Source organism: Streptomyces sp. NPDC048417, assembly GCF_040651615.1.
In the GTDB taxonomy this organism is placed as follows: domain Bacteria; phylum Actinomycetota; class Actinomycetes; order Streptomycetales; family Streptomycetaceae; genus Streptomyces.
Map to the genome: position 1 here is coordinate 38,101 of NZ_JBEZKI010000008.1, position 17,351 is coordinate 55,451.

10 protein-coding genes and 1 pseudogene are annotated in these 17,351 nt (G+C 71.6%); 4 read left to right on the forward strand and 7 right to left on the reverse strand.

From position 1 onward, the window contains the following. Nucleotides 1–7: 7 nt before the first annotated feature. The 3 genes from AB0D59_RS14430 to AB0D59_RS14440 form a co-directional block, all read right to left on the reverse strand. Nucleotides 8–727 carry a class I SAM-dependent methyltransferase gene (locus AB0D59_RS14430; RefSeq protein WP_362564720.1) on the reverse strand — a complete coding sequence of 240 codons (720 nt, stop codon included), beginning with the start codon at nucleotides 725–727 and terminating at the stop codon, nucleotides 8–10. Between the two features lie 27 nt (nucleotides 728–754). Then, complete coding sequence (locus AB0D59_RS14435) at nucleotides 755–2,275, reverse strand: metallophosphoesterase family protein (RefSeq protein WP_362564721.1); 1,521 nt, start codon at nucleotides 2,273–2,275, stop codon at nucleotides 755–757. An 82-nt stretch (nucleotides 2,276–2,357) separates the two neighbouring features. Next, on the reverse strand, nucleotides 2,358–3,860 hold the full coding sequence (locus AB0D59_RS14440) for a fatty acyl-CoA synthetase (protein ID WP_362564723.1): 1,503 nt from the start codon (nucleotides 3,858–3,860) through the stop codon (nucleotides 2,358–2,360). Nucleotides 3,861–3,995: 135 nt separating this feature from the next. Between AB0D59_RS14440 and AB0D59_RS14445 the strand changes: the two are divergent. From AB0D59_RS14445 to AB0D59_RS14460, 4 genes and pseudogenes are all read left to right on the forward strand, one after another. Next, a pseudogene (locus AB0D59_RS14445) lies at nucleotides 3,996–4,772 on the forward strand (penicillin acylase family protein); the annotation flags it as partial. 246 nt (nucleotides 4,773–5,018) lie between these two features. Beyond that, nucleotides 5,019–6,497 carry a cytochrome P450 gene (locus AB0D59_RS14450; RefSeq protein WP_362564725.1) on the forward strand — a complete coding sequence of 493 codons (1,479 nt, stop codon included), beginning with the start codon at nucleotides 5,019–5,021 and terminating at the stop codon, nucleotides 6,495–6,497. Then, nucleotides 6,472–7,488: a (-)-alpha-amorphene synthase gene (locus AB0D59_RS14455; protein WP_362564727.1), complete on the forward strand. Its 1,017-nt coding sequence runs from the start codon at nucleotides 6,472–6,474 to the stop codon at nucleotides 7,486–7,488. Before AB0D59_RS14450 ends, AB0D59_RS14455 begins: the two co-directional genes overlap by 26 nt. A gap of 187 nt (nucleotides 7,489–7,675) precedes the next feature. After that, entirely contained in the window at nucleotides 7,676–10,585 is a 2,910-nt protein-coding gene (locus tag AB0D59_RS14460) for an AAA family ATPase (RefSeq protein WP_362564729.1), read from the forward strand. A gap of 17 nt (nucleotides 10,586–10,602) precedes the next feature. On the opposite strand, the gene AB0D59_RS14465 is transcribed toward AB0D59_RS14460, so the two are convergent. The 4 genes from AB0D59_RS14465 to AB0D59_RS14480 form a co-directional block, all read right to left on the reverse strand. Beyond that, entirely contained in the window at nucleotides 10,603–12,156 is a 1,554-nt protein-coding gene (locus tag AB0D59_RS14465; RefSeq protein WP_362564730.1) for an acyl-CoA synthetase, read from the reverse strand. Beyond that, nucleotides 12,153–13,262 (reverse strand): nitronate monooxygenase family protein, encoded by a 1,110-nt coding sequence (locus AB0D59_RS14470; RefSeq protein ID WP_362564732.1) that lies wholly within the window; start codon nucleotides 13,260–13,262, stop codon nucleotides 12,153–12,155. Before AB0D59_RS14470 ends, AB0D59_RS14465 begins: the two co-directional genes overlap by 4 nt. 127 nt (nucleotides 13,263–13,389) lie before the next feature. After that, nucleotides 13,390–14,955, reverse strand: coding sequence for an NAD(P)/FAD-dependent oxidoreductase (locus AB0D59_RS14475; protein ID WP_362564733.1), 1,566 nt, complete (start codon nucleotides 14,953–14,955; stop codon nucleotides 13,390–13,392). A gap of 160 nt (nucleotides 14,956–15,115) precedes the next feature. After that, nucleotides 15,116–17,338 (reverse strand): serine/threonine-protein kinase, encoded by a 2,223-nt coding sequence (locus tag AB0D59_RS14480; protein ID WP_362564735.1) that lies wholly within the window; start codon nucleotides 17,336–17,338, stop codon nucleotides 15,116–15,118. Nucleotides 17,339–17,351: the final 13 nt, after the last annotated feature.

Sequence of the window (17,351 nt, forward strand, 5' to 3'; positions counted from 1 at the left end):
GGCGGGCTCAGGCGTTCGCGACCGGCTTGGTCACCCGGAACGCGAACTGGCCGCAGAACGTGAGCTTGCGCAGGTTCACCAGGGCCGTGTGCCGCCCGCTCTTGCGTGCCCAGGTGTCGATCTCCGTGTTGAGCGGGGACTCCGTCTGCCAGAACCGGCCGTACTCCTTCTTCCGCGAGGAGTGGTAGGTGCGCATGATCAGGGTCACGCCGTCCAGCGAGGGCCGGATCTCCTCCAGGGCCAGCCCGGCCTCCTCCACCAGCACCCGGAACCCGTACGGCGTGTAGTTCCACAGGCTGAAGGAGTGGTAGGGCTCGAACTGGGAGGTGCTGCCGATGAACACTCCGCCCGGCCGCAACACCCGGCCCACCTCGGCGAGCAGTTCCCTGGGCCGGGCGACGTGTTCGAAGACCTGGTGCGAGTAGATCAGCGGCACGGCGTCGGAGCGGAACGGCATGTTGACGCCGTCGAAGTACACCACCGGGTCGCCGCCCGGCGAGCGCTGCGCGGCCTCCGGGGAGTCACTGATGTCGAGCCCCACCCACCGCACGTCCGGGGCGTGCCGGCGGAAGAGCCCGGCCGAGGTGCCGCGCCCGCATCCGAGGTCGACCACCCGGTCCGGTGCCCGCGGCGAGCTCATGGCCTCGTCGAGGTAGTAGCGGGAGGTGACCTGGCGGGCGTGGTCGTCAGGGATGCAGTCGTGCATGAGTTCCCACAGGGTCGACATGCGTCCACGCTACGGAGGCGCCGTGCCTCAGGCCACATCCAGGCGGGGGTTCGGGTCGGCCGTCATCCCTTGGGGCGAACGGGGCGGTGCGGACGGCTGTGCCGGGCGGCCGATGCCGGAGAGGTCGTGGACGGCCACGCTGTTGCGGTCGGCGACCGTACGGCCGAGCGCGTGGTACGGCCACAGTCCCCCGGCCTGGCGCCGGCTGCGCTCGTTCCACTCCAGGGCCTCGGCGTGGCGGGCCCGGAAGAAGTTGAGGGCGTAGCCGCCGGAGTGGATGCGCAGCAGGAAGAACCCGCCGGGGTACTCCTTGGCGGCGCCGACCTCCTGCAGGGTCACCTGGGGGGCGAGGGGCACTTGGGTGCGCTTGTTGCGGTGGGTGTGTCCGGCGTGGTGCAGGAACACACCCGGAGCGGCGGCATAGGCCCGCAGGATCGCGCGGGCCTGGCGGCGGCCGAGGCGCTGTCCGGGGCTCACCGGGAAGAGGGCGTCCCGGACGGTGAGCGGATGGTGTCCGAAGACCACGGTGGGTTGTTCCCGGTGGGCCCGCAACCGGCGGCGGAACCAGGACAGTTGCTCGGGGCCGAGACCGCCCGCGTCACCGCCGTTGCCGCGCTTGTCGTAGGTGTCGAGCCCGATGATCCGCAGCCCGCCCACGTCGTGCTCGAAGCAGCCGGGACCGTCCGGCGTACCGAAGGCGCGGCGGAAGGCGTCGCCCTCCCGCGCGTCGCGATCGTGGTTGCCACGGACCACGAAGTAGTCCCGCCGATGGGTGCCGAAGCCGTCCAGGATCCTTCTGGCCTCCGCCAGGTCGCGCGGGCCGCCGCCGGCGGTGATGTCACCGGCGGCCAGCAGCAGCTCGGCCCCGCGGCTGCGGGCCTCGTCGACGACGGCGCGGCTCATCAGCTCCGGGTAGGCGGTGTGCCCGGCCCGCTGGGCCACCCCGCGCAGGAAGGGCACGCCGGCCACCAGACCGGCGACGGTCTCACCGATGTGCAGGTCGTTGCAGAGGGCCAGGGAGAACAGGTGGCGGCCGGGCGGGGGCTGGGGGGTGGTGAAGGAGTAGGGGCCGCCGGGCGAGCCGAGGCCGTGCCGGGAGGTGCCGGCCGCGTTGCCGCGCAGCAGGTGCAGCGCGGTGGGGGTGGCGGGCACGCCCCGGGAGCGGGCCTGGTAGTAGTACGTCTGGCCGGGCTCCAGGCCGGTGAGTTCGACATGGTGGTGGGCGGTGGGCCGGTCCTCGCCCGCGGTGCGGTTCAGACGACCCGGATGGGTGCCGTAGACGACCTCGCCGTCCGTGACGGCGGGCAGCATACGGCCGGTGCCGTCGTCGGTGCCGGGCTGGGCGGTGTGCCAGGTGACGACGGCGCGGTCCTCGGTGAGGGTGACCAGTTCCAGGTGGACGGCGGCGAGGGAGCGGGGGTGGCGGGGAGTCGGGGCGGTGGCGGACCTGAGCAGGGCGGGTGCGAGCAGGAAACCGGAGCGCAGCATCTCGCAGGGGCCGGGGATGCCCGCGAGTGCGCCGAGGGGGACGGGGAGACAGCAGCGCATGTCTGCTATGTGCACACCCCCCGTGAACGGCGGACGTGGTACCGGAAGCCGCGCCAGGTATGGAACCAGACTTCTTGGGTCCTCACGAGGCATCCCCGAACCGCTCCCGCAGCTCCCGCTTCAGGATCTTCCCGCTGGCGTTGCGGGGCAGCGCGTCCACGAACAGCACCCGCTTGGGCGCCTTGAAGGCGGGGATCTTCTCCTTCACGTGGGCGATCAGCTCGGCCTCGCCGACCTCGCCGCGCGCCACGACGACCGCCGTGACCGCCTCGACCCACCGCTCGTCGGGCAGGCCGATCACGGCGGCCTCGGCGACGGCCTCATGGGTGTAGAGCGCGTCCTCGAACTGTCGGGAAGCGACCAGCACGCCACCGGAGTTGATGACGTCCTTCACCCGGTCGACGATGGTGAAGTAGCCGTGGGCGTCGCGCACCGCGAGGTCGCCGGAGTGGAACCAGCCGTCCCGGAAGGCCTCCTGGGTCTCCTCGGGCTTCTCCCAGTACCCCTCGCACAACTGCGGTGAACGGTAGACGATTTCACCGGGCGTGCCGTCGGGCACGTCCTCGCCGTCCTCGTCGACCACCCGCGCCTCCACGAACAGCACCGTACGGCCGCACGAGTCCAGCCGCCCCTTGTGCTCCTCGGGCGCCAGTACGGTGGCCAGCGGCCCGATCTCGCTCTGCCCGAAGCAGTTGAACAGGGCCAGTTTCGGCAGCCGTGCACGCAGCCGTTCCAGGACGGGCACCGGCATGACCGACGCCCCGTAGTAGGCCTTGCGCAGTCCGCCCAGGTCGCGTGAGGCGAAGTCGGGCCGGTTGGACAGCCCGATCCACACGGTGGGCGGCGCGAAGAGGCTGTCCACGCGCCCGGCCTCGATCAGGTCGAAGAGGGTGTCGCCGTCCGGACCGTCCAGGACGATGTTGGTGGCGCCGACCGCCAGGTAGGGCAGCAGGAAGACATGCATCTGTGCGGAGTGGTAGAGCGGCAGCGCGTGCGCGGGCCGGTCCCCGGCGCTCAGGTCGAGGGCGGCGATCGCGCTCAGGTACTCGTGCACCAGCGCCCGGTGGGTCATCATCGCGCCCTTGGGCAGTGCCGTGGTCCCCGAGGTGTACAGCAGCTGCACCAGGTCCTCGGTACGCGGTTCGGGGCCGTCGTACGGCGGCGCGTCCGCGAGCCGGGCGAGGAGCGAGCCGTCGGAATCCCGCAGCGGGAGCGCCCTCACCCCGTCCGGGAGCCGGCCGGCGAGGTCCGGGTCGGCGAGCACCAGGGAGCTGCCCGACTGGCCGACGATGTAGGCGAGGTCGTCGCCGGTCAGGTTCTGGTTGACCGGCACGTGCACCAGGCCGGCCCGGGCGCAGGCGAGGAACGTGATCAGGTAGGCGTCCGAGTTGTGCCCGTAGGTGCCGACCCGGTCGCCGCGGGCGAGGCCATGGTCGAGCAGGACGCTCGCCGCCCGGGAGACGGCGTCGTCGAGTTCCCCGTACGTCCACCGGCGCTTCCCGTACTCCAGCGCCACCCGCGCGGGAGTGCGCCGGGCGCTGCGCCGCAGCACCCCGTCAACCGTGCTGCCCTGTCCCTGCGTCATGACTCATGATCCTCGGCCCGTCGCCGGGAGAGGTCAAGCACCACGGAACCGCGCCCGCGCCCACTCGCGCTCAACCGCTTTGTCCCGCGACGACGTTGGGAACCACAGATGCGCACCACCCGCGCGAGACGGCTGCTCGTCGCAGCCGTCGCCCTGCTCACCGCATCGGCCGCGTTACCGGCCGCGGCGGCCGAGCGGCCCGCTCGTCAGGACCGTCCCTCGCACGGCGGTCTGTCCGCCGTCATCCGCTACACCGAGTACGGCATTGCGCACATCCTCGCCGAGGACTACGCCGGCCTCGGCTTCGGCACCGGCTGGGCCCAGGCGGCCGACCAGGTCTGCACCCTCGACACCGGCAGCCGGGGCGCCCTGCTCTTCGACCGATTCTGGCGGAAGCTGACGGCCGCGATGCCTGCGGCCCAGCGGTGGCGGGTGCCGTTCTCGGCGGCCGACCCGGTGCACACCCCGAACACGCTGAACACGGCCGCACCGGGCTTCGCCACGGCCCTCGCCGACGCCGTGGCCGAACTGCGCACGGCGGGCATCCCGCTGGCCTCGCGGCTCGGCGAGCACCAGTTCGTCGTGCGCGACGGGCAGCGGATCCCGGTCCCGGGCGGCACCGAGGCGCTGGGCGTCTGGAACAAGATCGAGCCGGTCTGGGACGCCGGCCAGGACGGCTACACGGACGTCGCGTTCGGCTCCAGTCACATCCAGGCGGTGGGCTGGGACGCCGGTCACTGCCCGGTGGCCCGCACCCTCCTGACGTACTCCCAGTCCTCGAACCCGAACTCGCCGCACCACAGCGACCAGACCCGGCTGTTCTCGGCCGGGAAATGGGTGACGGCGCGGTTCTGCGAGAAGGACATCCTTGTGTCCCCGGCGTTGAAATCCGTCCGAGTGCACGAAGGCTGAGTGCGTGCGGTCCCGTTCCTCATGGGGCGGGGCTCCACGTGAGTGACACAGGGAATCCCGGTCGATGTGTGTTGCATCAACAGTCGTTCAGACGATGGGGATTCTGCTTCAGCGTGCTCCCGTGCGCCCCTTTGGAGAAAGGTTTCGGGAAACCGAGGAACGTGAAGCCTGGGCAGGACTTGTCTCGGACGTTCAACCCGAGGCAGGTTCACTCATTTCGCGTGTAGCACCGGGCAGGAGGTTTCCATGAACCGCGCTGTGCCTGAACAAAAACGAACATGGACGACAGGTACTGCTCCCGGCATATTCCCTCTCCTCGGCCACGGTATCGCCTTCTACCGTCGGCCGCTCGCGTTTCTGAATTCTTTGCCCGCACACGGAGATCTGGTCGAGATACGACTGGGCCCCCAGCGTGCCTGGATGGTGTGCCACCCGGAGCTGACCCACGAGGTGCTCATGGATCCGCACACCTTCGACAAGGGGGGCCCGCTCTACGACAGGCTCGGCAGTCTGATGGGCGACGGCCTCGTCACCTGCCGCCAGCCGGCCCACCGCGACAAACGCAGACTGCTGCAATCCGCCTTCCGCCCCTCCCACGTAGCCGCCTACACGGACCTCGTCACGGAGGAGGCCGAGTCGGTGTGCGAGGCCTGGCAGGCGGGCGGGACCGTACCCGTCACCGAGGCGATGATGACCCTCACGACCCGCGTGATCAGCCGGGTCCTGTTCTCCGACTCGCTGGACGACACGACGACCGCCGAAGTGCGGAACAGTCTCGCGGACGTCGTCCGCGGCCTGTTCCTCCGCACGGTCGTCCCGGTCGACGTCCTCTTCCGCGTCCCGACCCCCGCCAACCGCCGCTATCGGCACGCCCTGACCCGCCTGCACGCGATCATCGACACGGCGATCGCCAGGCGACGGCTCGGTGCCGACCGCGACGACGTGCTCGGCGCTCTGCTGGCGGCCGCGCGCGGCGCCGACGGAACGGCGGCGATCACCGACCAGGAGATCCACGACCACCTGATCACGCTGCTGCTCACCGGCGCCGAGACCTCGGCACTGGCGCTGGCCGCGGCCTTCAGCCTGCTGGCCCGCAACCCGGAGGCGGAGCGCCGGCTGCACGCCGAGCTCGACGCCGTCCTCCCCGACGGCCGCCGGCCCGGCCCCGACGACCTGCCGCACCTCGTCCAGACCCGGTGCGTCGTCTCCGAGACGCTGCGCCACTCCTCGCCCGGCTGGCTCTTCACCCGCGTCACCACTAGGGCGACGGAACTCGCCGGGTGCCGGCTGCCCGCGGGCGCCACCGTGCTCTACAGCCCCTACCTCCTGCACCACGATCCGTCGTGGTTTCCCGACCCCGAGCGTTTCGACCCCGACCGCTGGCTGCCGGGGCGGCCCACCGCCGCACAGCGCCGCGCGACGATGCCGTTCTCCGCGGGCAACCGCAAGTGCCTCGGCGACGAGTTCGCCATGGTGGAGGTCACCCTGGCGCTCGCGACCATCGCCGGCCGCCGGCGCCTGCGCCATCTGCCGGGCTCTACCGAACAGCCGCCGCGGCCCGCGATCACGCTGGGCCCGCGTTCCCTGCTCATGACCTGCGAGGCCCGTTCCCGCACGCCCTCAGGCGCGACGCCCCGCGCCGACTCCCCCGCGCCCCGAGCCGCAGCCACCCCGAGCGTCTCGGACTCCCGAACGGCAGGTGATCACGTTGTCGGCAACACATGAGGACATCACGGTCGGTGTACTGGACGAAACCCCGGTCGCCAACCTCCGCGACCTGATCGACACCCACCTCCACATGCCCTTTCCCTTCCGGCGCAACCCCCATGAGGCCGAGGTCGCCGCCGGCGTCGACGCCTGGCTGAGCAGGTGGGGTCTGACCGGCGAACCGGGTGTGGCGGCGATGATCGCGCGCACCCGACCGGCCGAGCTCGCGTCCTACACCAGCCCGGCGGTGGATTGCGAACTCCTCCAGATCGTGGCCAATCAGATCGCCTACCAGTTCGTTTTCGACGACCTGGCGGAGGACGTCGGTCGGTGCTCTCCGGGCAGGCTGCTGCCCATGCTGTGCGAGAGCGTGGCGATCCTGCGGGACGGCCGGCCGTCCAGCACTCCCCTCGGAGCGGCTCTGTCCGATCTCCACCTACAGGTCCGGGAACGATGCACACCGGCACAGGCCGCGCGGTGGGCCTGGAAGAGCCGCGAATACGTCCACGGGCTGCTGTACGAAGCGGTGGCGCAGGCCCAGCCCTACCTCGTACGGGCCGGGGACTGCACCTCGATACGGTCGCTGACCGCGGGCGTCGAGCCGTTCTACCCGCTGTACGAGGCCGCCCAGCCGCTCGAAGTGCCCCTTGCCGAACTTCACCACCCCGGTGTAGAGCGACTCAGCCGACTGTCGGCCGATGCGGCCGTGTGGACGGCCGACCTGTTCTCCGCTGTGAAGGAGCAGCGTTCGGGCGGAATGATCAACTTGGCCCTGTCGCACCAGCGCGAACACCGATGCTCCCTGCAGACCGCCGTATTTCTGGCCGTTCAGCAGATCAACGGCACGGTCCAGGAGTTCCAGGAACTCCACCGGGCCGTCGAACCGGAGTTGAGCGCCGCCGGTACGGGCTATGTGGAGGGCATGATCGGCTGGATCCGCGGGTGCTACCACTGGTCCCGTACCGTGCCACGGTACTCGGATGTGGCCTCGGTCCCCGCCGTGCCCTAGAGTTCCTGGCGCGCTTCGGCGACAGCGCAATCGGAGATGCCCATTCAGCCGCCCGTACCCACTGGGCGGGCATTCTCCCCTCAACGGTTCATGATTCACTCTATAGTGCCCAATCCGGCCTACCGCACCTCGGCGAGGCGTACGCTCGGCTGTCCCGCAGGCCGAACGACAGAAAGCGGTACGGCACATGGCAACGGAGCCGCGGCAACCGATCACGGACCAGCAGACGTTGATCGAGCGCCGACGGGAACTTCAGGCCCTCGACGCCGCATTCCGAGAACTGCGCCGCACAAAGGATGGCGGGCCACGATCGGGTCGCAAGGGACGGCTCGCCTTCACCGGGTCGGCCGGATTGGGCAAAACCGCACTCATCACCGAAGCTCGTGCCCGGGCCTCGGCACACGGATTCACCGTGCTGTCGGGCCAGGGCGGCGAGACGGAACAGGGTTCGGCGTTCCGTGTGGTGCGCCAGTTGATGCAGCCCTCACTGGCGAGGATGGACGAGGCCGAACTCCACGCCTTCCTGGGAAGTTGGTACGACACCGTCGCCGCCGTGCTCGGTCTCGAAGCGAAGGGGCCCGCCCCCGCGCCGGACCCGACCGGCGTCCGCGAAGGTCTTGACTGGGTCATGACGCGCCTCGCGGTGAAGAAGGCGCCGATCGTTCTGCTCCTGGACGACCTGCACTGGGCGGACCTCGAGTCACTGAGCTGGCTCGCCTCCTTCGCGCCACGGGTCGACGACCTCCCCCTGTTGATCGTGGTGGCCTACCGGCCCGACGAGCTGCCGTCCGAGGCGGGCGAACTGCGCACGCTCGTGGGAGATCACGGCGATCGCCCCCACAGCCTGGCACTGCTCAGCCCCGAGGGCGTGGCGAAGATCGTCAGGAACGAGATCGGGGAGGCGGCCGAGGACCAGTTCTGCAAGGAGTGCTGGGCGGCCACCAGCGGGAGTCCCTTCGAGGCGGTGGAGCTCGCCATCGGACTCGCCGAGCGGAGACTGGTCGGCACCGAGGGCGACCTACCGGCGATGCGGGAGCTGGCCGCGACGATCAAGGGTCCTGGACTGATCGAGCGTCTGGAGCAGCTCGGCACGGCGACCGTCCGCTTCGCGCACACCGCGGCCGTGCTGGGGTCGCCCTTCTCACCACAGCTCGCCGCGACCATCGCGGTACTCGGCGACGAGGCGGTCGCCGAGGCGACCGAGAAGCTGCGCGCGGCCCGGATCCTGGCCGACGGCCACGGTCCCGAAGGCGAACTCGCGTTCGTGCATCCCCTGATCACCACGACGATCTACCGATCCATCCGCACGGGCTTCCGGACCGGTCTGCACAACACCGCCGCGCAGGCCGTCATGGCCGCGGGATACGGCCCCACCAAAGCCGCCCGGCATCTCCTGGAAGTTCCCTGCGACGACCGTCCCGAGACGGTCGCCTGTCTGCGCGAGGCCGCTCGCGAATACCTTCGCGCCGGGGCCACCGAGGCGGCCCGGCGCCTGCTGACCCGCGCGCTGCAGGAGCCACCCCTGCCCGAGGACCGTGCCGCGGTACTTCACGAACTCGCGTGCGCCACGTTCCTGATCGAGCCCACGGCCACGGTGAGGCACCTGCGCCAGGCGCTGGCGCAGCCCCACGTCGACCCCGATCTGCGTGCCTCCATCGTCTACCGGCTGACGACAGCCATGGCCCACACCGATCAGCTGGCCGAGGCCGTGACCGTGGCCGCCGAAGAGGCACGGCAGGCCACGAATCCGCGCATCAGACTGCGTATGCAGGCCGATCAGTTCGTGTGGAGCATGGTGCGTCCCGACGACGGCGACTCGCCCGCCCGCTCCCGGACACTGGCACGTCTGGCCGAGAAGTTGCCCGGTCGCAGCCTGGAGGAACGCTACATCCTGGGACTGCGCGCCTGGGATGCGGCCATGCGCGGCGAACCGAGGCAGACGTCCCTCGCGTACGCCGAGAAGGCCTTGTCCGGCGGCATGAGCTGGACCGACGAGAACCGGGGGTTCGAGGTACCCCTGTCTGTCGCCCTGGTGTTCATGTACGGCGACCGGCCGCAACGGGCCGAGGAGTTGTTCGGCAAGGGGATCGCCGAATGCGTGGCCAAGGGCTGGCACGGCTCCCATCTGGCCTTCGGCCAGACCATCGCCGGCTACATCCGCTACCGCCGTGGCTGCCTCACCGAAGCCGAGGACCTCGTACGGGAGGGTCTACGCATCGCCGACAAGGTGGACGGGGTGGTGGCCGCCCAGTGGTTCGGCGTGAGCATTCTCATCAAGACCCTGCTGGCCCGGGGGCGTGTCGCCGAAGCGCGTGCGTTCGCCGACGAGCACAACTTCGGTGAGGCACCTGTCAACGCCGTCATCTATCCCGACCCCCGCACCGTCTACGCGGAACTGCTCCTGGCGGAGGGACGGCACGCCGAAGCGGTCCGGCTGCTGTCCTCGGTCGGGCAATGGCTGGACGCTCGGGGCTGGCGCAACCCCTCCTGGTGCCCCTGGCAGCTGCTTCTGGCCTCCGCGCTCGTCCCCACGGCCCCCCAGGAGGCGATCGGTCACGCCCAGGACGCCGTGCGGCGCGCCCGGGAGTTCGGGGCCGCTTCCACCATCGGCCAGGCCCTGCACACCCTCGCCGAGGTGACCGGCGGGCCCGCGGCCGTCGATCTGTACGCGGAGGCCGTCGGCCACCTGGAACAGTCGCCCGCCGCCTACGAACTCGCCCGCGCCCAGGTCGGCCACGGTGCCGCGCTGTCCCGCAACGGGCGGCTCCAGGAGGCCGCCGACCGGCTGTACCAGGGGCTGGAAGGAGCCGTCCACTGCGGGGCCGAGGCGCTCGCCGCCCGGGCCAGGGGGGAGCTGTCGGCGGCCGGGATGCGCCCGCTGCCGTTGCGCTATGTGCAGGCGGACGCGCTGACCGCCCAGGAACTCCGGACCGCCGAACTGACCGTCAAGGGACACCCGGTGGCCGTGGTCGCCAAGGAGCTGCGCCTCACCGAGCAGGGCGTGCGGCAGCTGCTGTCCCGTGTCTACCGCAAGATCGGCACCGACGCCGCCGGCCTCGCCGGGTTCCTGGAGGACCGTCCGCGCCGGCTCCACTGAGGCCGTCGGCAGGGTGCTCACACCGGGCGGGTGCGGCCCTCCCAGTACGGGTCGCGCAGCCGCCGCTTGTACAGCTTGCCGTTGGGGTCGCGGGGCATCTCGGTGATGAAGTCGACGGTCCTGGGCCGCTTGTAGCCGGCGAGCTGTTCCGCACAGTGGGCGAGGAGGGCGGCGGCGAGGTCGGGGCCCGGTTCGTGTCCCGGCGCGGGCTCGACGACGGCCTTGACCTCCTCGCCCCAGTCGTCGTGCGGGATGCCGAAGGCGGCGGCGTCGGCGACGGCGGGATGGGAGAGGAGCGCGGACTCGATCTCGGCGGGGTAGATGTTGACCCCGCCCGAGATGATCATGTCGATCTTGCGGTCGCGGAGGAAGAGATAGCCGTCCTCGTCGAGGTAGCCGAGGTCGCCGACGGTGAAGAAGTCGCCGATGCGGTTCTTCTCCGTCTTGGCCTCGTCCTTGTGGTAGGAGAAGCCGCCGGTGTTCATCTTCATGTAGACGGTGCCGAGTTCACCGGGCGGCAGCCGGTTGCCGTCGTCGTCGAAGACCGCGAGTTCGCTGATCGGCCAGGCCTTGCCGACCGTACCGGGCTTCTTCAGCCAGTCCTCGGCGGTCGCGAAGGCGCCGCCGCCTTCGCTCGCCGCGTAGTACTCCTCGACGCTGGGCCCCCACCAGTCGAGCATCGCCCGCTTGACGTGGTCCGGGCAGGGGGCGGCGCCGTGGATGGCGTGCCGCATGGAGCTGACGTCGTAGCGTGCGCGCACCTGCTCGGGGAGGGCGAGCAGGCGGTGGAACTGGGTGGGGACCATATGGGTGTGGCTGCAGTGGTGTGCGTCGATCAGGCGGAGCATCTCCTCGGGGCTCCACTTGTCCATCAGGACCAGGCGGTGGCCTATGTGGAGTGACGCGCCCGCGAACTGCAGTACGGCCGTGTGGTAGAGCGGCGAGCAGACCAGGTGGACGTTGTCGCCGAAGGGCTGGATGCCGAAGATGCCGAGGAAGCCGCCGAGGTAGGCCGCCTCGGGGAGCCTGCCGGGCAGCGGGCGGCGGATGCCGCGGGGGCGGCCGGTGGTGCCCGAGGTGTAGTTCATGACCCAGCCGAGCTCACGGTCCGCGGGCGCCGACTCGGGCTGTCCGTCGAGGAGTTCGGCGTACGGCCGGAAGCCCTCGACCTCGCCGACGGCGTACCGGTGGGTGGCCGGGAGGCCGGACTCGTCGGCGGCGTGGCGGGCGGGGCCGGCGAAGCGTTCGTGGGCGAGCAGCACCTTGGCACCGGAGTCGGAGACGATCCAGGCGATCTCGGGGCCCACGAAGTGATGGTTGACGGGGACGAGGTAGAGGCCGGCCTGGGTGGCGGCCAGGTACGCGGTGAAGAACTCGGGTCCGTTGGGCAGCACGACCGCGAAGGCGTCGCCGCGCTCCAGACCCGCGGCGCGCAGTCCGTGGACGAGTCTGTTGGCGGCGGCGTGCAGGCGGCCGGCGGTCCATTCCTCGCCGTCGGGTGCGACGAGCACCGTGCGGTCGGGTTCGCTGGTGGCCTGGGCCCAGAAACCGGCGGGGGGCGTGCTGGTCACTTGGCGCTCCTTCCGGCGATGCGGTTGATGCGGTCGACGGCCTGCTCGAAGCCGCGGGTGAGGTCGTCGAAGATGGCCTGGACGCTGCGTTCGCTGGTCATGCGGCCGACGATCTGGCCGACGGGGGTGCCGAGCAGGGGCTCGACCTCGTATTTCTGGATGCGGGAGACGGCCTCGGCGACCAGCAGGCCCTGGAGCGGCATGGGGAGGGTGCCGGGGCCGTGCGGGTCGTCCCAGGCGTCGGTCCACTCGGTGCGCAGCTGACGTGCCGGTTTCCCGGTCAGGGCGCGGGAGCGGACGGTGTCGCCGGAGCCGGCCGCGAGCAGCTTGCGCGTCACGGCGGGCGAGGAGAGGTCGGCCTCTGTGGCGGTCAGCCATATGGAGCCCAGCCACACACCCTGGGCGCCGAGACTGAGTGCAGCCGCCACCTGCCGGCCGCTGCCGATGCCGCCCGCGGCCAGCACGGGCAGTGGGGCGACAGCGTCGACGACCTCCGGGGTGAGCACCATGGTGGCGATGTCGCCGGTGTGGCCGCCGGCCTCGTAGCCCTGCGCCACGACGACGTCGATGCCCGCCTCCCGGTGCTTGACGGCATGCCGGGCGCTGCCCGCGAGCGCGGCGACCAGGACGTCCTGGTCGTGGGCGCGGTCGATGACGTCGGCGGGCGGGGAGCCGAGGGCGTTGGCGAGCAGCCGGATCGGGTAGTCGAAGGCGACGTCGAGCTGGTTGCGGGCGACCTGCTCCATCCAGCCGGTGATCCGCCACCCGGACGCCTCGCCCTCGGCCAGCTCGGGCACCCCGTACTTGGCGAGGGTGTCCCGCACGAACTGCCGGTGGCCGTCCGGGATCATCGCCTCGACGTCGGCCTCATTGACGCCCTCCACCTTCTTGGCGGGCATCACGACGTCGAGCCCGTACGGCTTCCCGTCGACATGCTCCTCGATCCAGTCGAGGTCGCGTTTGAGGTCGTCGGGGGCGGTGTAGCGGACCGCGCCGAGCACCCCGAACCCACCGGCCCGGCTGATGGCCGCGGCGACGGCGGGGAACGGCGTGAAGCCGAAGACGGCGTGCTCGACTCCCAGGGTCTTGCTCAGCTCCGTCTGCATGGGCGCAGGATGCCGCAGTCGACCTGCCGACGGAAGAGGTTTTCTGATGCTCCGTCAGATTCCCGCGCTGTCGGATTCCTGCTTCGTCAGATGTTCCGGCGGTCTCCGGACCGGGGCGAGGTGCCCGTCACTCCTCCTCCAGCACCGCCATCGCCGCGTTGTGCCCGGGTACCCCGCTCACCCCTCCCCCGCGCACCGCGCCCGCCCCGCACAGCAGGACGTTGGCGTGCCGGGTCTCGACGCCCCAGCGGCCGGTGCCGTCCTGGGCGTAGGGCCAGGACAGGTCGCGGTGGAAGATGTTGCCGCCGGGCAGGCGCAGGTCGCGTTCGAGGTCCAGGGGGGTCTTCGCCTCGATGCAGGGGCGGCCGTCCGCGTCGAGGGCGAGACAGTCGACGAGGGACTCGGCGAGATGGGCGTCGAGCTGGGCGACGGTGGACTTGAGGAGTTCGGCCCGGACGGCGTCGTTGTCGGCGGCGAAGAGCCGGGCGGGGGTGTGCAGGCCGAAGAGGGTGAGCGTCTGGTAGCCGCGTTCGACCAGGTCACGGCCGAGGATCGTGGAGTCGGTCAGGGAGTGGCAGTAGATCTCCGAGGGCGGGGCGGCGGGGAGCCGGCCGGCCGCCGCCTGGGCGTGGGCGGTGGCCAGCTGTTCGTAGCCCTCGGCGATGTGGAAGGTGCCGGAGAACGCCTCGCGCGGGTCGACGGCGGTGTCCCGCAGCCGGGGCAGCCGCTTCAGCAGCATGTTCACCTTGAGCTGGGCGCCTTCGGCAGGCTCCGGGGCCGGGTCGCCGGTGAGGGCGGCGAGTTCCTGCGGGGCGGCGTTGACCAGGACGTGCCGGGCGGCGACGACGCCCTCGCCGTCGGCGGTGCGATAGGCGACCTCGGCGGTCCGGCCGTCCGTCTCGATCCGTACCGCCTCGTGTCCGGTGGCGAGCACCGCGCCCGCCGAGCGTGCGGCGGCGGCCAGTGCGTCGGTGAGGGCGCCCATGCCGCCGACCGGTACGTCCCAGGCGCCCGTGCCGCCGCCGATGACGTGGTACAGGAAGCAGCGGTTCTGCCGCAGCGAGGGGTCGTGGGCGTCGGCGAACGTGCCGATCAGGGCGTCCGTGAGGACGACCCCGCGCACCAGGTCGTCCGTGAAGTTCTCCTCGATGGCGACCCCGATGGGCTCCTCGAACAGGGTCCGCCAGGCCTCCTCGTCGTCGATCCGGCTGCGCAGCTCCTCGCGCGAGGGCAGCGGCCCGGTGAGCGTCGGGAAGACGCGCTCGGCGACCCGGCCGGTCATGGCGTAGAACCGCTGCCAGGCCTGGTACTCCTCCTTGCCTCCGGTCAGCCGTTCGAAGGCCTCGCGGATGCGCCGTTCGCCGCCGCCGACCAGCAGTCCGGTGGGCCGGCCGGCGCGCTCCACGGGCGTGTACGACGAGATGGTGCGGCCGCGGACGCGGAAGTTCAGGCCCAGGTCGCGGACGATCTTCCTGGGCAGCAGGCTGACCAGGTAGGAGTAGCGCGACAGCCGCGCGTCGACGCCGGTGAAGGGGCGGGTCGAGACGGCGGCGCCACCGGTGCGGCCCAGCCGTTCCAGCACCAGTACGGTGCGCCCGGCCCGGGCCAGATAGGCCGCCGCGACCAGGCCGTTGTGGCCGCCGCCGACGATGATGGCGTCGTAGGTCCTGGATGGTTCGGTGGCAGGGGGCATGGTTCTTCGTAACACACGATGATCTAGGTGGGTAAGAGGCGTGCCGGTTCGCACCGCGGGGAGGGCCGTTCGGACAGTGCCGGTTGTGGGTGGCTGGTCCCGCCCACGCGGCCGAGCCGCATGGTGTCATTGGCCCCGCGCCCCTGACGGGGTGCTCGTTCTACAGGCGTCCACCCGACGCCTGCTGTTGGCGTAGTACCGCCACCCGTCGGTACAGCTCCACCGCCTCGGCCCCTCGGCCCAATTGCTCCAGACAGTGCGCCTCGTCGTTCCTGCTGGCCAGCGTGTCCGGATGGTCCGGGCCAAGGACCCGCTCCCGTGCACCGGCGACGCGCCGGTACTCCGTCAGCGCGTCCGCCCAGCGGCCCAGCCAGCCCAGGCTGACCGCGACCTCGCGACGGCTGACCAGGGTGTCGGGGTGGTCGGGGCCGAGGACCCGTTCGCGGATGGCGCATACGTCCCGTGATTCCGCGAGGGACTCCTCCCAGCGCGCGAGGCGGCCGAGGTTGACGCCGAGGCCGTGGCGGGCGCGCAGGGTCTCGGGGTGGGCGGGGCCCTGGACGCGCGCACGGTCGTCGATCAGGGCGCGGTAGAGGGTGAGCGCGTCGGCGCTGCGGCCGAGACGGCCGAGACTGATGCCTTCTTCGTAGCGGGCGGCGAGGGTGTCGGGGTGGTCGGGGCCGAGGGCGCGGGAGCGTGCCTCGGCGACCTCGCGGTAGGTCGCCAGGGCCTCTTCCCAGCGCCCCAACTGGCCCAGCGCGTAGGCGACTTCGTAGCGGGTGACCAGGGTGTCCGGGTGCTGCGGGCCGAGGACGCGGGTGCGGGCGACGGCCACGTCCTGGGCCATGCGGTACGAGTCCTCCAGGCGGCCCAGCCTGCTGAGGTTGAAGGCGAGGTTGTGGCGGCAGCGCAGGGTGTCGGGATGGTCCAGGCCCATCAGCCGCTGCCGGGCGGCGAGTACGGCCGTGTACGCCTGGTGGGCTTCGAAGTGGCGGCCCAACTGGCCCAGCACGTAGCCCGTTTCCTGACGGACGGCGAGCGTGTCGGGGTGGTCGGCGCCCAGCAGACGCTCTCGGTCACGGGCGAGGTCGGCGTACTCGCGCAGGGCGTCGGCGGCGCGGCCGGTGCGGCTCAGGGCGAAGGCGATCTCGTAGCGGCTGGCGAGGGTGTCCGGGTGGTCGGGGCCGAGGAGGCGGGCGCGCTCGGCGGCGACCGCGCGGTGCACCTCGCCGGCCTCGGTCCAGCGCCCGAGCCGCCCGAGGCTGAGCCCGGCGTTGTGCCGGCCGGCGAGCGCGGCGACGGGGGCGGGGGCCGCGGGAAGGGGCTCGGGGGTGCCGGCGGCGGGGCGGGCGATCCACTCCCCGGTGAGCCCGGCCGCGGGGTCGGGCGGGGTGGTGCGCAAGCCGGCGCCGATCGCCTTGTGGCCGGTGGTCATGGAGCGGGTCCAGGACGGCAGCCGGGGCTCGCGGAACGCCGTCTCCGGGGGCCGGAGTGGGGGCTGCGCGGTGATGACGGTGGGGACGTACGTGGGCGTCGTACGCCCGGAGGTGATCCGGCGGCCCAACTCCATGGCATCGTAGGGCCGTTGCTCGGGCCGTTTGGCCAGCAGGTCCAGGACGACCTTCTCGAACCAGCCCGGGAGTTCGGCGCGGTGGTCGCGGGGCGGAGCGGGTGGGGTGTCGCGGTGGCCGATGAGGATCGCCCAGGCGTCGGCGAGATCGAACGGCGGTGCCCCGGTGGCGATCTCGTAGAGCACGCAGCCCAGCGAGTACAGGTCGCTGCGCTGGTCGACCTCCGTGCCGCCGATCTGCTCCGGTGACATGTAGTGCGGGGTGCCCATGGCGATGCCGGTGCCGGTCAGCCGGGAGGTGAGGCCGATGTCGTGGCCGAGGCGGGCGATGCCGAAGTCGCAGAGCTTCACCGTGCCGTCGGTGAGCCGCATGATGTTGGCGGGTTTCAGGTCCCGGTGCACGATGCCCTGCCGGTGGGTGTAGGCGAGGGCGGCGGCGACCTGCTCGGCGACGTCGACGACGTCGACGACGGGCAGCGGATGGTGCTTGTTGTCCTCCATGAGCTGGCTGAGGTTGCGGCCGTCCAGCAGCTCCATCACGAGGTAGAGGACGCCGTCGTGCTCGCCGAAGTCGTGGACGACGGTCACCCCGCGGTGGGAGAGGGCGGCGGCCACTCTCGCCTCACGGCGGAACCGTTCGCGCAGGACGCGGGTGAACGCCTGGTCGTGGTGCGGGCCCAGCGGTTTGAGGCACTTGACGGCGACCTGGCGGCCGAGGGACTCGTCGCGGGCCCGCCACACCTCGCCCATCCCGCCCCGTCCGATCAGGTCGAGCAGCCGGTACCGCCCCTGGACCAGCCTGGTGTCAGCCATCGCGCGCCGTCGC

Bases quoted from the DNA above. Each gene is read 5' to 3' on its own strand.
- AB0D59_RS14430 (WP_362564720.1), bottom strand. From the start codon at position 727: ATGTCGACCCTGTGGGAACTCATGCACGACTGCATCCCTGACGACCAC.
- AB0D59_RS14435 (WP_362564721.1), bottom strand. From the start codon at position 2,275: ATGCGCTGCTGTCTCCCCGTCCCCCTCGGCGCACTCGCGGGCATCCCC.
- AB0D59_RS14440 (WP_362564723.1), bottom strand. From the start codon at position 3,860: ATGACGCAGGGACAGGGCAGCACGGTTGACGGGGTGCTGCGGCGCAGC.
- AB0D59_RS14450 (WP_362564725.1), top strand. From the start codon at position 5,019: ATGAACCGCGCTGTGCCTGAACAAAAACGAACATGGACGACAGGTACT.
- AB0D59_RS14460 (WP_362564729.1), top strand. From the start codon at position 7,676: ATGGCAACGGAGCCGCGGCAACCGATCACGGACCAGCAGACGTTGATC.
- AB0D59_RS14470 (WP_362564732.1), bottom strand. From the start codon at position 13,262: ATGCAGACGGAGCTGAGCAAGACCCTGGGAGTCGAGCACGCCGTCTTC.
- AB0D59_RS14475 (WP_362564733.1), bottom strand. From the start codon at position 14,955: ATGCCCCCTGCCACCGAACCATCCAGGACCTACGACGCCATCATCGTC.
- AB0D59_RS14480 (WP_362564735.1), bottom strand. From the start codon at position 17,338: ATGGCTGACACCAGGCTGGTCCAGGGGCGGTACCGGCTGCTCGACCTG.